The 13,310-nt window shown below is 66.4% G+C and carries 19 protein-coding genes and 3 pseudogenes; 14 read left to right on the top strand and 8 right to left on the bottom strand.

Annotated elements, in window-relative coordinates; genetic code table 11:
* Positions 1-26: 26 nt before the first annotated feature.
* Positions 27-566 (top strand): SRPBCC family protein, encoded by a 540-nt coding sequence (locus tag NRF20_RS29620; RefSeq protein WP_413753624.1) that lies wholly within the window; start codon positions 27-29, stop codon positions 564-566.
* A gap of 43 nt (positions 567-609) precedes the next feature.
* Here NRF20_RS29620 and NRF20_RS29615 read toward each other — a convergent pair whose 3' ends face one another.
* From NRF20_RS29615 to NRF20_RS29605, 3 genes are all read right to left on the bottom strand, one after another.
* The gene (locus NRF20_RS29615) at positions 610-1,524 is read right to left on the bottom strand and encodes an RNA repair domain-containing protein (protein WP_266361407.1); all 915 of its coding nucleotides are present in this window, start codon (positions 1,522-1,524) and stop codon (positions 610-612) included.
* Between the two features lie 85 nt (positions 1,525-1,609).
* Positions 1,610-1,762 (bottom strand): hypothetical protein, encoded by a 153-nt coding sequence (locus NRF20_RS29610; RefSeq protein WP_413754712.1) that lies wholly within the window; start codon positions 1,760-1,762, stop codon positions 1,610-1,612.
* Positions 1,763-1,837: 75 nt separating this feature from the next.
* A complete protein-coding gene (locus NRF20_RS29605) occupies positions 1,838-2,350 on the bottom strand; it encodes a DinB family protein (RefSeq protein ID WP_413753623.1) in 513 nt (170 codons plus the stop codon).
* Positions 2,351-2,532: 182 nt separating this feature from the next.
* Between NRF20_RS29605 and NRF20_RS29600 the strand changes: the two genes are divergently transcribed.
* Positions 2,533-3,039 carry a DUF6584 family protein gene (locus tag NRF20_RS29600; RefSeq protein ID WP_413753622.1) on the top strand — a complete coding sequence of 169 codons (507 nt, stop codon included), beginning with the start codon at positions 2,533-2,535 and terminating at the stop codon, positions 3,037-3,039.
* Positions 3,040-3,073: 34 nt separating this feature from the next.
* Here the strand turns inward: NRF20_RS29600 and NRF20_RS29595 are convergent, their stop codons facing one another.
* Positions 3,074-3,385 carry a hypothetical protein gene (locus tag NRF20_RS29595; protein WP_413753621.1) on the bottom strand — a complete coding sequence of 104 codons (312 nt, stop codon included), beginning with the start codon at positions 3,383-3,385 and terminating at the stop codon, positions 3,074-3,076.
* Complete coding sequence (locus NRF20_RS29590) at positions 3,382-3,588, bottom strand: hypothetical protein (RefSeq protein WP_413753620.1); 207 nt, start codon at positions 3,586-3,588, stop codon at positions 3,382-3,384. The genes NRF20_RS29595 and NRF20_RS29590 overlap by 4 nt, the downstream gene beginning before the upstream one ends.
* A gap of 143 nt (positions 3,589-3,731) precedes the next feature.
* Between NRF20_RS29590 and NRF20_RS29585 the strand changes: the two genes are divergently transcribed.
* Positions 3,732-4,556: a helix-turn-helix domain-containing protein gene (locus NRF20_RS29585; RefSeq protein ID WP_413753619.1), complete on the top strand. Its 825-nt coding sequence runs from the start codon at positions 3,732-3,734 to the stop codon at positions 4,554-4,556.
* On the top strand, positions 4,543-4,767 hold the full coding sequence (locus tag NRF20_RS29580) for a DUF397 domain-containing protein (protein ID WP_413753618.1): 225 nt from the start codon (positions 4,543-4,545) through the stop codon (positions 4,765-4,767). Before NRF20_RS29585 ends, NRF20_RS29580 begins: the two co-directional genes overlap by 14 nt.
* 53 nt (positions 4,768-4,820) lie before the next feature.
* Here NRF20_RS29580 and NRF20_RS29575 read toward each other — a convergent pair whose 3' ends face one another.
* Positions 4,821-5,132 (bottom strand): hypothetical protein, encoded by a 312-nt coding sequence (locus NRF20_RS29575; RefSeq protein WP_413753617.1) that lies wholly within the window; start codon positions 5,130-5,132, stop codon positions 4,821-4,823.
* 336 nt (positions 5,133-5,468) lie between these two features.
* On the opposite strand from NRF20_RS29575, the gene NRF20_RS29570 reads away from it, so the two are divergent.
* Complete coding sequence (locus NRF20_RS29570) at positions 5,469-5,933, top strand: transglycosylase SLT domain-containing protein (protein WP_413753616.1); 465 nt, start codon at positions 5,469-5,471, stop codon at positions 5,931-5,933.
* A gap of 196 nt (positions 5,934-6,129) precedes the next feature.
* On the opposite strand, the pseudogene NRF20_RS29565 reads toward NRF20_RS29570, so the two are convergent.
* A pseudogene (locus NRF20_RS29565) lies at positions 6,130-6,351 on the bottom strand (hypothetical protein); the annotation flags it as partial.
* 396 nt (positions 6,352-6,747) lie between these two features.
* Here NRF20_RS29565 and NRF20_RS29560 point away from each other — a divergent pair.
* The 6 genes from NRF20_RS29560 (at position 6,748) to NRF20_RS29535 (ending at position 11,405) form a co-directional block, all read left to right on the top strand.
* Positions 6,748-7,080 carry a hypothetical protein gene (locus tag NRF20_RS29560; RefSeq protein ID WP_413753615.1) on the top strand — a complete coding sequence of 111 codons (333 nt, stop codon included), beginning with the start codon at positions 6,748-6,750 and terminating at the stop codon, positions 7,078-7,080.
* Between the two features lie 21 nt (positions 7,081-7,101).
* Positions 7,102-7,413 carry a pore-forming ESAT-6 family protein gene (locus NRF20_RS29555; protein ID WP_413753614.1) on the top strand — a complete coding sequence of 104 codons (312 nt, stop codon included), beginning with the start codon at positions 7,102-7,104 and terminating at the stop codon, positions 7,411-7,413.
* A 94-nt stretch (positions 7,414-7,507) separates the two neighbouring features.
* Complete coding sequence (locus tag NRF20_RS29550) at positions 7,508-7,933, top strand: DUF6507 family protein (RefSeq protein WP_398628842.1); 426 nt, start codon at positions 7,508-7,510, stop codon at positions 7,931-7,933.
* The gene (locus tag NRF20_RS29545; RefSeq protein ID WP_413753613.1) at positions 7,930-10,521 is read left to right on the top strand and encodes a YwqJ-related putative deaminase; all 2,592 of its coding nucleotides are present in this window, start codon (positions 7,930-7,932) and stop codon (positions 10,519-10,521) included. Before NRF20_RS29550 ends, NRF20_RS29545 begins: the two co-directional genes overlap by 4 nt.
* A gap of 28 nt (positions 10,522-10,549) precedes the next feature.
* On the top strand, positions 10,550-11,026 hold the full coding sequence (locus NRF20_RS29540) for an SUKH-3 domain-containing protein (protein ID WP_413753612.1): 477 nt from the start codon (positions 10,550-10,552) through the stop codon (positions 11,024-11,026).
* On the top strand, positions 11,019-11,405 hold the full coding sequence (locus NRF20_RS29535; protein WP_413753611.1) for a YwqJ-related putative deaminase: 387 nt from the start codon (positions 11,019-11,021) through the stop codon (positions 11,403-11,405). The genes NRF20_RS29540 and NRF20_RS29535 overlap by 8 nt, the downstream gene beginning before the upstream one ends.
* A 193-nt stretch (positions 11,406-11,598) precedes the next feature.
* Here the strand turns inward: NRF20_RS29535 and NRF20_RS29530 are convergent.
* A pseudogene (locus NRF20_RS29530) lies at positions 11,599-11,754 on the bottom strand (sugar phosphate isomerase/epimerase); the annotation flags it as partial.
* A gap of 103 nt (positions 11,755-11,857) precedes the next feature.
* On the opposite strand from NRF20_RS29530, the pseudogene NRF20_RS29525 reads away from it, so the two are divergent.
* The 3 genes and pseudogenes from NRF20_RS29525 to NRF20_RS29515 all read left to right on the top strand — a co-directional run.
* Positions 11,858-12,034 (top strand): annotated as a pseudogene (locus NRF20_RS29525) (IS256 family transposase); the annotation flags it as partial.
* Positions 12,035-12,297: 263 nt separating this feature from the next.
* Positions 12,298-12,441: a hypothetical protein gene (locus NRF20_RS29520; protein WP_413753610.1), complete on the top strand. Its 144-nt coding sequence runs from the start codon at positions 12,298-12,300 to the stop codon at positions 12,439-12,441.
* 11 nt (positions 12,442-12,452) lie between these two features.
* On the top strand, positions 12,453-13,304 hold the full coding sequence (locus tag NRF20_RS29515) for an immunity 49 family protein (protein ID WP_413753609.1): 852 nt from the start codon (positions 12,453-12,455) through the stop codon (positions 13,302-13,304).
* Positions 13,305-13,310: the final 6 nt, after the last annotated feature.

The raw sequence follows: 13,310 nt of genomic DNA, 5'->3' as shown, positions 1-13,310 counted from the left end.
AGCAACTCCGGTGTGAGGAGGACGCCTTGGAATACGCCGATGGTCCGAGCGTGCACAGTGTTGTCCATATCGAGGCAGCCGTGCCACGGGTCTGGGAGCTGGTGACGGACATCCGCCTGCCGGCCCGGTTCAGCCCGGAGTTGCGGCGCGTCGCCTGGCTCGACGGGGCGAACGGGCCGGTGGTGGGAGCACGCTTCGAGGGCTTCAACCACCACCGGATGCTCGGCGAGTGGCGGACCGTCTCCCACGTGATCGAGGCGGACGAACCACGCGTGTTCGCCTGGGCCGTCACGGACGCGGACGGCCGGTACGGCGAGGTGACGCTGGACCCGGCGCGGTCCATGGCGACCTGGCGCTACGAGGTCGAGGCCGAGGGTTCGGGCACCCGGCTGCGGCAGGCGGTCCGTCTCGGGCCGGGCCGCAGCGGGATCACCGCAGCCATTGAGAGCCGGCCGGACCGGGAGCAGGAGATGATCGCCTTCCGGCTGAAGGAACTGCGTGCCGGGATGGAGACCACCCTCCAGGGCATCAAGACGCTCGCCGAGGAGGGCGGTCGGAGCGGCTAGGAAGTTGTTGTCCGGCGGCGCTTCGCCCCAGCCGGCCATGGCCTCATCTGTCGGTGATCCCGGAGAGCCATGCCGTGTCCTCCGGGCCCGGCGCTCCGAGGCCGGGCGCGGGCAGCCGGCGGACCTCGCCCGTTCGCAGGGCGACCGTGGCCCGTGGCCGCATCGGCCCGTCGCCCCTGCGTGAGAGCAGGACGAGTTCCCAGACTGTCGCCGCCATGGTGTCGAGCCGGGTGACACAGTCGGCGGTGACTCGACGCGGATCCCGGGTCCGGCCCAGGGACAGATGTGGGGTGAAGTTCTTGGCGGGCCCACTGCAGCGCGGGAACCGCTGCTGCAGCAGGCGGTGCAGGTGGGCCCACGGCGCCTGGCCGGCTGCCGTCGGGTCGAGCCACACGGTGAAGTACGCCCTGTGCCGGAAGGTGCGCACCCCGTCCAGCCGGGCGGTGAAGACCGGCGTCTCGGCCGTCGCTGCGGCGAGCAGCGGGGCGGCCCGCTCGAAGTCGGACTCCGGCACGAAGCCGAAGAGCACATTGACGTGCGGCGGCCACCGGTGGATCTGCGGATCGTAATCCCGGCGGATGTCCTGGATCGGCGGCCACAGCTCCGCAGGCGGGATCCAGGCCACCGCTGTGCGGGCCGTCGGGGGCACGTCGAGGACGCCGACGGGATCGCCCCTGCCGGAGCTCGTATCGAAACTCAGGTCCGCTTGCGGGTCCCGCACCCGTCCGGCGCCCGACGCATCGATGCGGTCCACGCCCGTGGCCCGGTCCCAGACCACCTCGCCGTCCGCCTCGATGAACACCACCCGGTGCCACGGGATGTCGCCCCCGGGCACGAATGAAGGCAGCGGGATGCGTTTGCAGGCATCCCCGCGCTGGCTGATCCCCAGCACGAACCGGGCCGGGTCGAACCGCGGATCCCAGCGGACCCGGTGATAGATCTCGTCGCTGGTTCGCATCACGCCTCCTCGCCCACTCACGCCGCGACCGGCCGGACCGCCGCTTCAGTGCGGCTTCACCGGTTCTCCCAGGATGCCCCGGGCTTCAGCCCGGGGAGGAATGGGTCCCCCCGACGACCGTCAGCAGATCGCCCGCGCCCCGACCGGTGTCGACGCGGACGACGGCGTACCCGTTCTCCTCCTCGTTGGCGTAGGTGATCCGCTCCAGGACCCCTTCGAGGATGGCCATGTTGGACATGCTTCGACGGTACCGGCTCACACTGACAGCCCCGGTCCGGCCCCTTCATACGACCGCTCGACCGCTCGACGGCCCTCAGAACCCCGTACGGCCGTCGATGCGCTCACGGATGAGGTCGGCGTGCCCGCAGTGACGGGCGTACTCGCCGTTCATGTGCGTGTATATCCAGCGCAGGGTGACCTGCCCGCCCATGAACGGGCTGGTGTCGTCGAGCGACCGGGCGGCGCAATTCGCCCTGGCCCGTTCAACCTCCGCCCGCCACAGCGACAGGGCCTCGTCGTAGCCCGCCCCTTCGACGAGATCGAACCCGCCGTCGTCGGCCGACGGGTCGGCGTCGGGGGTGAAGATCGGCGGCACGTCCTCCTGGACCAGGACCCGACGGAACCAGTTCCGCTCGACCTCCGCCATGTGCTGGACGAGGCCGAGCAGGCTGATCGGCGAGGGCTCCACGGATGCCTCACGCAACCGCTCGTCGTCGAGCCCCTCGCACTTCTGGGCAAGGGTGGTGCGGTAGAAGTCCAGCCAACTCGTCAGCGACGTCCGCTCGTCGGCGTCCAGGGGCGGCATGGCGCGTTCGGGAGTGCTCATGGAGCAAGAGCCTGCCACGAGGATCTGACAACGGCGTTGATCGCCTGGGCGGCTGCGCAGCCTGCGTCTGCCTCTGCTGCCAGGCCGAGCGTCTACCCACAGAAGCTACAACCGGCCGGTCTCCCGGGCACCTTGAAATAATTCATTCACACACGCCGCCGGGCAGGCCCGATGATGTGCGCATGGCACTGAAGGAGACACTGGAGCGCGTGGACGCCGACCTCGCCGCAGGACGCGTACCCATGGCGCGCCAACGGCTGCGCGGACTGGTCTCCTCCTACCCGCACTACCCGGCTCTGCGCCGACGCCTGGCCGACATCTACCGGCTGTACGGCGACCCTGCGGAGGCCGGCCGTTGGACGTACCTCGAAGAGGACAGGCTCCCGGAAGAGGTCGCCGCGTTCGAGGAGAGGTACAGCGACCCCGTACGGCGGATGCGCGCCCTGGCCTGGCAAGGCCAGGAATCGGCGGCCGACTCCCCCTTTGTCGCGGAGCAGTTGGCGGCCGTGCGGACCGCCGCCTCCAAGGCCCTCGGCCAGCCGGTCACCTGGGACACGCTCGCTGAGGTACGGGGTGACGCGCCGGAGGCGGGTTCGTTCCGTCAGTCCTTGGCGGCCATGGGCTGCGCGCTCCTGGCGATCGTGTTCGTCGGGATCTGGGTGAACGGGTTCCTCGACCTCTTCCGCTGACCCATCACCCCGGACGCGCCATTGACCGACACTTCTACGGATGCTCTCCGCCCCCGTCCTGCCACCGCATTGCCCGGCTTTCGGCAATCCGTTTCACGTCCCGCAGGGACTCGGTCAGCCGGCTGGCGAGGAAGTGGAGCTCCACCCCTGTGACCCGTCGGTCCGCCAGCAGGTCGGCGGCGTGGCCGAGCAGGTCGCCCGCCATGCCGAGTTGGACGCTCTCGATGCCGTCCGCCATCCGTGACACATAGCCGGCGCCGTCCCCCAGGACGTAACACGGCTTGCCCTCTGACCCCGTCCAGGGCAGCAACCTGAACGTGTGGTGTTCGCGCGGCTCCCCGTTCACGCGGCGGCCTCGGCTCCGCGGAGGGGCCGGGGTCCGACGTCCACACCGTGCACGGCGAGCCACAGCGTGCGCGGCGGACGCGCACCGGCACGGCGGGCGGTAGGACCGGCCACGTACACGCAGGAGTACGGATGGACGGCGGCGGGGACCGGGCGCACCAGCCGCACCAGCGACTCGGTGAACCGGCGGACGAGATCCTTCATGTCGGCGTGCTCTCCCTCTTGATGACTCACCCACGAACGGATGCGTTCTGTGGCTAACTCATCACAGAGTGGGTTCGCCCGTGGCTACGCTCCAGAGGTTCGGGCTTGACAGCCCGCTGGTCAGAAAAGGGAGTTGGGGCTGCATGGCCATGAACCGGAAGCCGCGTACGCCGAGGGAGAAGTACGGGGAGGAACTGAGGCTACGGCGGACAGCGGCGGGGCTGACTCAGGAGGCCCTGGGTGATCAGGTGGTGTGCTCGCCGACGCTGATCAGTCATTACGAGGCGGGGCGGCGGCTGCCGAAGCCGGATGATGCGCATCGCCTCGACATCGCGTTGAAGACGGACGGCTTCTTCGTCCGCTGGCTGGGCGACCTGGACTCGAAGTTCGCCCACTACTTCGCGGTCGTTTCCGAGCTGGAACGTGAGGCCACGGAGATCCGCCAGTACGCCGCCTCTCTCATCCCTGGCCTGCTCCAGACGGACGCATACGCCCGTGCCGTATTCCAGGCGTGTCGCCCCAACTACCGCGCGGAGGAACTTGACGAGTTCGTCGTCAACCGCTTGGAGCGCGGCCGGCTGCTCATCAAGTCATCGACTCCGGTTGCCTGGACACTGCTCGACGAGGCCGCGCTCAGACGCTGCATCGGCGGGCCGCACGTCATGGCGGAACAGCTGCACAAGGTGGCGGATATGGCCGAGTCCGGTCGTCTGCGTCTGCACGTGCTGACTTTCGCATCAGGAGCACACGCACTCCTGGAGAGCATGGTCTACCTGCTGAACTTCGCGGATGCCGCTCCGGTCTCGTACGTCGAGGGGCTTCGCACCGGACATCTGATGGATGATCCGGCGCTGGTAGAGGCATGCCACACGTCCTACACTCTCGCCCTGGGCGACGCGGCCCCGCACCAGGAGTCAGTGGCCCTCGTCAGAGCCATCGCGGAGGAGCACGAACATGCACAGCACTGAGCCCACCATCGCTGACGCCAGGGCGCTGACCGGGTGGCGTAAGTCCAGCTACAGCGGAGGCTCAAACGGCGAGTGCCTTGAGGTCGCCGATGGCTACGCCGACATCCCCGTCCGCGACAGCAAGGCGCCGGGCGGCCCCGCGCTCGTCTTCTCCACCGGCGGCTGGTCGTCGTTCGTCGCAGCGGTCAAGGACGACAGCATCACGGTCTGACGCCTTCCACGCCTCGCAACCGATCGACCTGGGCGAACGGATGCGAGGCGTTGTCACGCTCGCCCGAGAAACCCTTCACGCACGGACGGATCGCGTAGCAACTCCAGCACATCGCCCTCGCCGTCGAAAAGGCTCTCGGCGACCGGGAGGGCAGCCTGGTGGAACATCGCGGCCAGTACATCCGCCAACGGGCGGCCCCAGGCGATGAGGACCACGTCCCGCGTGGCGAGCCACAGCGTCCGCCGCCGTCGCCGCACCTCGGCCGACCGCCGCTCACGGCTGCACGCATCCGCGTTCGGAACCACGAAGATCCGTCCGTCCGCAGCGTGATGCCGGTCGCGCGCGGTGGGGGCCGCGGGTTTCACTCAGGTCACTTCAAATGGCCCGACCGCGCTCCAACTGCGCCGCGTATTTCATTCATTACACAGGACGAATAGAGGGCTTTTTCGCTCGCCATGGGCCATATATCAGTGTCCGTTTTGGACCGATTTAACACTTCTGTCGTGTGATGTGGCTGATATGGCGTACGCCACCATGATACGACTTAGTAGGGCAAAGAGCCCGCCTCTCCGCCTGTTTGCGGCGATTTCGGAATCCGTTGCCCGTTCCCTGTACGTATTCCGATAGTAAAGAGAGTCATTGACCGAAACTTGAACCCGACTTAACAATTCTTGGCATCCCCACGGAAGAGGTAATTTCCGATGCAGATCTCCGCGATGTCCAAGAAGTTCGCTCACATGACCCAGACCAAGAAGATCTCACTGGGCATGGCCGCCGCAGGAGCCGCAGTCGTCGCCGGCTCCCTCGTCGGCGCTCCGGCCGCCTCGGCCGCTCCCGCCCAGTCCGGCAGCAGCGTCAGCAACTGGATCAACCAGTCGCTGGAGATCATGCGCGCGCAGGGCATCCCGGGCTCCTACGACGGGATCCATCGCAATCTGATGCGCGAGTCGAGTGGCAACCCGAATGCCATCAACAACTGGGACTCCAACGCCGCCAAGGGCATCCCGTCCAAGGGGCTGCTCCAGGTCATCGACCCGACCTTCAAGGCGTATCACGTCCCCGGCACCTCGTGGAACATCTACGACCCGGTCGCCAACATCACCGCCGCCTGCAACTATGCGGCACAGCGCTACGGCTCGATCGACAACGTCAACTCGGCCTATTGATCAGCATGCGATGAAATGTCGGGAATTCGCGAGACGGTCCCGGCAAGGCGAAACGGGGTCCGGTCAGAAGACCGGACCCCCCTCGCTTTTCCCCTCCGTCAGGGCTTCCCGATCCCCCCGGATCCCTCCCCGGAAGCGCCCGACGCCAGATATGACCCGGCAGGGTGCCGAACGGTTGCACGTCTTGGTGATCTCTTTATCCTGGCGGCAAAAAGCCTTCTCGGCAGGCGTGTTCGGCGTACCGGGACGCGACCTCCGCGAGGACTTCGGCGCCGTCGCGGGCCCAGAGGTCCTCGTTGAAGATCTCCACCTCGATGGGGCCGTCGAAACCGGTGGCCTCGACCAGCGTGCGGAACGCGCGGAAGTCCACGGACCCGTCGCCCAGTTGGCCCCGTCCGACCAGGACGCCCGCCGGAACACCACGCCCAGCCCACCGAAGCGCTTATGGGATCGGGCCGCCGACGGCCGGGAAGGGCCGCCCCACCTCCACGGCGAACGGGCCCAGCACGAGCGCCCGGCCTGCCCACATGGCAGCCCGCCGCTCACCAGCTGCGGTGCACCGGGAGCAGCGTCGCGTTCGGCTTTGCGAACGAGACGAGAATCGGCCGAAAGTGCACGGCAGCCGGGCCACTCAAAAACGATCCGCCCGCCAGTGAGGGGAAAATAGTTCAAGTATGTGCCGAATTGGTCACCCTGGCTCTCGCCTCCGGCCCCTCACACGCCACTCGCAACGCAATGCCCCTTGATTGCATCGGCAACGCAGAGTTGATAAAGGTGGTGGCACATACGTTCGCAAGACATGGCGGGGGACTGGATGAAGTTCGACATGGGGGCGCAGGTTCTTTCGACGCTGTCGTCGAAGTCGCGTGGGTCTAGTACTGATCTGGGGACGTTGATTCGTCAGCTGGTGCAGGCCGCACAGCCGTTGGAGGGGAAGTTCAACGGTGCGGGGCGTGTGGCGTTCGATTCGTTCAAGAATCGGTCGGACGAGATCACGGCTGCGTTGAACGGTTCGCTGTCGGCTCTCCTCGGTGGTCAGTCGGGGATGGAGGCGGCGTTCAGCTCGGGTGATCAGGAGCAGGGTGACAACGCGCGGCAGCAGATGTCGGCGGCGAACTTCGACGCGGCGCGCTTCGGCGGCCGCTGACAGACGGGGGTTGGGTTTCTGATGGCTGGTCAGAGTGATCGTCGTTCTTACGACACGGGTGCGTCCGCGGATGCGCAGGGCAATATCCAGGTGGTGATCGCGCAGCTGGAGGAAGTGATCGCCGCGCGCGACGCGCAGGTGAAGGCCGCGATGGCGGACTTCGCGGCGGACGGTGTGGCGGATGAGTACCACGGCAAGGAACTGCGGTGGAACCGTTCGTCGCAGGAGGTCAAGAACATCATCCAGCTGCTGAAGACGACGCTGGAGAAGAACGACGGAACGGCTCAGCACACGATCACGCGCGCCAAGGCCGCGGTCAACAACATCGGCTGAGGCGCTCCTCCCCGCATCAGGAGGAACGATCCTGCGGGGCATGGGTTGTGGATACGTAGTGTGCCAGGACAGTTTCGGCAGAGGGGGCTTTCGCATGGTGGCGTGGGACATCAGACCGCAGGGGGTGCAGGGCCAGTTGAAAGTCACCGGCACGCATGCCGGAGACCTGGAGAAGGCCCTGACCGCACTGATGGCGACCATGTCGGAGGCTGCGCAGGCGGCGGGTACGGCCGTGCCGGGCCCGCAGGCAGCCACGCCTCTGCAGGGCCCGGTGGCACCGGGGAAGGCGCCGTTGTCGCAAAAGGCGATGGGGCCGGTGGCCGCGGCGCTGGGCGAGTACCTCGGAGAGCGCCAGAAGGACTTCACGGCGATGGCCGAGCGCATCGAGGCGGCCGTCCTGGGCGCGGTCGAAGCCACGAACGCGTACTGCGAGGGCGACTTGGAAGCCGCCGAGCACGCGCAGAACGCGGCGAAGGCCGTACGGCTGGATCTCCTCAAGGACGCCGGGGGACACAGGTGAGCGGCACCGCTCCGGTCGACCCGGTCGGGATACCGGTCTTCACCGGTGACCTGGCCCTGCTCGACACGAAGGTGACCGCGCTGTCGGGCAGCGGCGCGAAGATCGCGACGGCCGCCGGTGACGTCCACACCAGCTTCGGCGGACTGAGCGCCTTCTACAAGGCGCCCGAGGCGGAGCAACTGTTCGCCACGACCAAGCCGGTTGCGGACACCGGGCTCACTCTGAGCTCGGATCTGTGCGTCATCGCCGGTGCGCTGGGCACCTACTCGGACGACGCCTACCCGCTGGTCGAGAAGCTCAAGGAGCTCAAGCGGGAAGCCGTTGCCTTCCGCGTCAAGGTCGACGGCGACGACGAGTGGCGCGAAGACGGCGATCTGGTCGAGGAGAACAACCATCGCCGCAACGAGATAGCCGAGGTCTGGGCCGCCTTCCAGGAGGTGGAACGCGCCTGCCACGCCAAGATCGTCGCCCTGGTCGGAGGCAAGGCACTCAAGACGAACGACGGCTCCACCAAGGAGGGCATGTACGGCTACGACGCCGAAGCCCTCAAGCAGGCGAAAAGCCTGCCCTGGGGAGACGCAGTCGAGGAATCGACTCCCTGGTGGCAGGTGTGGGAGCACGCCTACGACTTCGGCAAGGGCTTCGTCGTCGACGGCGTCTGGGGCACCATCAAGGGACTGGGCACCCTGTTCGGCGTCGACGGCTGGGACGCCGCAAAACAGGCATGGACCGGCCTGGCCAAACTCGCCACCGGAGTAGCGATCGCCATCATCCCCGGTGTGAACGCCGCCTTCTGGGCACTCCCCGACGACAAACTCCCTTCCTGGATAAGGGACTCACGCACCGCGATGAAGGAAACCGGCAAAGCACTGGTGGCCTGGGACCAATGGGGCAACAACCCCTCCCGAGCCGCAGGCGCCGTCACCTTCAACGTCCTGACCACCGTCTTCACCGGCGGCACCGGCGGCGCGGTAGCGGGCGCGGGCAAGGCCGGCATGGCAGCCAAGGCACTGTCCTTCGCAGGCAAGACCGGTCGAATCGTCGACCCCATGACCTACGTCTTCAAAGGCGCCGGCGCGGGACTGACGAAGATCAGCGACGTATTGGCCGGACTCAAGGGCCTGGGCCGCGTCGAGTTCCCGCCACTCCCCGACAACATCATCACCCTGCCCGAGGGCGCGGTCAGACTCCCCGACGGCACGATCCACCTCCCCCAGGGCGCAACGATCCCGGACGGAGCAGTCACACTCCCCAACGGCACGGTCAAACTCCCGGACGGAGCTGTGGCACTGCCGGAGGGCACGATCAAGTCACCCTTCGACGAGGGCGCGCCGTACATGGACCGCGACGGCAACCTCTACAACGAGGACGGCAGCATCGCCCAACACGCCAACCAGGCGGGGAAAAACCCTCGCGTGGAAACCCCGGCCCCTGTGCGCGAACCGGCCCTGGTCAACGCGGGCATCCACGCGGGCGAGAACGCAGGCCACGTCATCCGTAACGGCGACAGGCTCGGCAACGATCTCGGCGACATCGGCCGGGCAGGGGAGGACATCCCAGGCGGCGGGCCCGCCGGAAACGCGGGCAACCATCTGCCGGGCAGCGGAGCCAACCACATGCCCGGCGGCGGTGTCCGCGACAACATACCCAGCAACCACCTGGACAACAGTGCCCCCAGCCACAACTCGGGCCACAACGCGCCCGCCAGTCACACCGAGACGCCGGGCACAGGCACCGCCGCCGGCCACGGCCCGACCGCCGGACATGAACCGCCCGCCCATCGCGCCGGTGGACGTGGCGACGGGCCCAGCGGACCGCACGACCCGACGCCCGCTCACCTCAACGACTACACGCCGAACAGCCATGCCGACGAAGGGCTGCCGCATGACGACGGCGCCCGTCATCCTGATGGCGAGCACAGCTCCGACGGTTCGAATCACCACAACGGCGACGGCCCAGACGGCCAGCCGCAAGGCACGCCTGTGGACCCTCAGCCCAACTGGCACGGCCAGAGCGCGGACCAGATGCGTCACTACCGACGCCCAGCCCTGGATGTTTCACACCTGCCTCTGCAGGATCAGCTTTCTGTTCTGGAACGCGAATCAGCTGCCCTCGCCGACGACGCCCTTGACGCTACGCCCGGAGCGGCGCACCCCGGCCAGAACCAGCTCAACTCTGGATGTGCAGGAAGTTTCTTGCACGACAACGTGATCGCCACGCACAGTAGCACCACGAAAATGCATGGACAGAAGCTACCGAAAACTCATCAGGTCCTCGATGGGATCCTGAAGGATGTCGGCGACAAGCTTGATGCTGCCGGAATGAAGAAGGGGTTTGGTCATGGAAAATGCGCCGAGGTGTCCCTGATCAGCGACCGCCTGCACGAGCTGGACCCGACAGGATCATCAATCCGCACAATTGATGACGCAAAGAAGGTACTTGAAGGGGGCGTGATGCACACACGCCAAATCGGGAACGTCTATGATCGCGTCACTGGCGAGCTCGAACGGTCGCATGGCGACTTCCTCGCCCCGTGTTACACATGCAGGCATGTGCTGCCCCAGTTGGGCATTCACGTACACTCGTAATGCCCCAGCTCGCAGAACGGAACGAATGATGAGCTCCGAAGATTTGACACCTGAAGTGCGCGACTGGCTGACCGCAAACGGCTGGTCTCCAGGACGTGATATCGGAGGCCATGCCGAAGAGCTCATTCAAGTTCGGGTACAGGATGCCCAGCGGCAAGGAGTTGTTCTGACTCCGGTACCCGCCGCAGTACACCTCCTCCACACGTACGGCTTGCTGCGCCTTACCCACCCCAAGATTCCGGAAATGGCCTGGGTCATGAAGCCGACGATCGGATACGAAGGCGACGCGGCGGCCATCAAGGAACTGGCTTCCGGGCTCGGAACGGAACTCTTCCCTATCGGCTACGAATCTTCCGAGTACGGGATTCTTCTGGCTGACGAGAAAAGTCGCGTCTTTCACCTCCACCACACTGGAGGGTATTACTTGGGCGAGAACGCGTCAGACGCATTTTCCAGGTTCCTGGGCGGCGTATCCGACCCAGATGCGGAGGACTTCTTTGTCTGAGCAGTTTCCCGCCGTAGCCTCCTCCCTGCTGATCGGCGGCAAGATTTTCAGCCACACCAGCTTGACCGGAAAAGGATCCCTCAGACTCCACCCGGCCATCCGGTCGTTCATCGACACACTGCCGGCCGACGTACGCAAGTCCTTCACCGGACGCTGCGCCGAATCAGCCCTCCTGTCCGACCAGCTATGGGCGCTCGACTCTGCACGAAGCGATGGCCGCACGACAACTCTCGGCGAAGCGGCGCCCCACTTCGCTGAATCAGCCATCATCTCCAAGATGATTCGTGGCCACGGGCACCCCGATCACGGCAAAGTCACCGGACCGTGCGGTGTCTGCCAACTACTACTTCAGAAGTTGGGCGTGCGTGTGATCTCCTGAAGCTGCAACGCCACGTCCCCACAGCTCCTGACCACACCTTCCGATGCCCGGATACCGCGCGATCTCACGGGCTGCGCTCAGCCTGCCGTGTACGCGACAGACGCCGCTCGGCGCGCGCTCTGTCTCCCACCCCTCGGCTCGGAGACCTCCTCGGAGGACCGGCCTGTTTTCGACAGGCCGACTGCCGTGAGGCAACCCAGGCGCCGTCGCGGGCCCAGAGGGCCTCGTTGAAGATCTCCACCTCGATCGGGCCGTCAAAGCCCGTTGCCTCGACCAGCGTGCGGAACGCGCGGAAGTCCACGGCCCCATCGCCCAGTTGGCCCCGGCCGACCAGGACGCCCGCCGGAACACCACGCCCAGCCCACCGAAGCGCTTGCGGGATCGGGCCGTCGGCAGCCGAAGGGCTGCCCCAGTCCGCCCTGGAAGGCGAGATCACCGACCACGTCGGCTACGTCCGCGCCCGCGGACACTTCCCCAACGAGGCCGCCGCCCTCAAGTGCATCTACATGGCGCTGATGAGCCTGGACCCGACGGGGAAGGGCCGCAAAAGGTGGACCATGCGCTGGAAGGCACCACTCAACGCCTTCCAGATCGCCTTCGAGGGCTGCCTGACCCCGAGCAACAACTGACCGCTCAACAACCACGATCAGCCGTTAGTTAAATTGACACACCCCATGAGATCACCGACCTCCCTGAGACGGCCAACGGTTCGAAGAGGTTCGACCAGCTCTGGCGTGACAAGAACGGAAACCTCGTCATCGTTGAGGCGAAGAGCCCCAACGGGACGCTGGAGTGGCGCCGTGGTAACGGTCGGCTCGACCGCGACTTCATGGTGAACCAGGGATCCCTCGAGTACGTCCGCACGATCACTGCCGATATGAAGGATCGCGTCATGACTTCACCGGGGGAGGCCAAGTACATCACCAAGCTCGAAAACGCCATCAAGGACAAGGCCCTGCGCTACGTCCTCGTCCAGGCCTCTGAGAACACCGGTCAGTATGCCGGGGCCGTGCTCAAGTACTTCAAACTCTTCTAAGGAGAAACGCGTTGGTCTCGATCATTCCCCGCCACCCCTTTCCCACGGGGAACGCGGAAGAGGGCATCGCCGTGCTCCAGGGGAACACACAGGAGCTGATCGACGGGCTGGAGGCGGACTCCACCGATCTGGGTGATGCTCAACACATCACACTCACGTTGGCCAATTCACGCTGCCTGCTCGACCCGAGGGCATCGATCTTCCCCACGTGGGATGCCTGGGTGAACGCGATGCAGGTGAGTTCCGCCGTGTTCGCCGCCGCGACCACGACCGAGGAGCAGGTGCAGTGCCGCATCGCGCACAAGGACCGGACGCTCAAGGCCACCGGACCGGAGTGGTACGTGACCCCGGGCACCTGGCTCGCCGCCTTCCATCTGGCGGTGGTGTGCCGCGAGAAGGACAGGATCACGGCCCTGTGCCAGGTGCCCATGTCCCTGCTGCGGGAGAACGGGTCGCGCTTCGAGGAGTACCACTACGCCTGGATCGACACCCTCCAGACCTACTGGCTCGGAGGCCCTGAGCTCGTGCCGAAACTGGTGGCCGCAGTCGACGGCACCGACCCGGAGGCCGTCGCAGACCCGCAGATGGTCGGCAAGCTGATGTACCCGCCGATGGAGATGTTCCACCGCTTCATCCGCAAGGACAACGAGGGCTTCAACCGTGCGCTCGCTGCCGCCCTCGAATGGCACAAGGAGTACTGGAGCGAGGAGAGCCGGGCACTCCAAGCCTCGGGCTTCGTCGCGCTCGCGCCGCTCGCCATGGCCTGCTTCGCCCACGACGCGGGCATCCCCATCGAAGTCGAGTCCGAGTACCTGCCCGCCACCCTCCTGGGACGCAACTGGTGCGGCGAATTCCCCACGTAAGGCACA

The sequence above is a fragment of the Streptomyces sp. R-74717 genome (assembly GCF_047305335.1).
GTDB classification, from domain to species: Bacteria; Actinomycetota; Actinomycetes; order Streptomycetales; family Streptomycetaceae; genus Streptomyces; species Streptomyces atratus.
The sequence above is the reverse complement of the archived record's forward strand: the minus strand, read 5'-3'. Positions and strand labels throughout refer to the sequence as shown.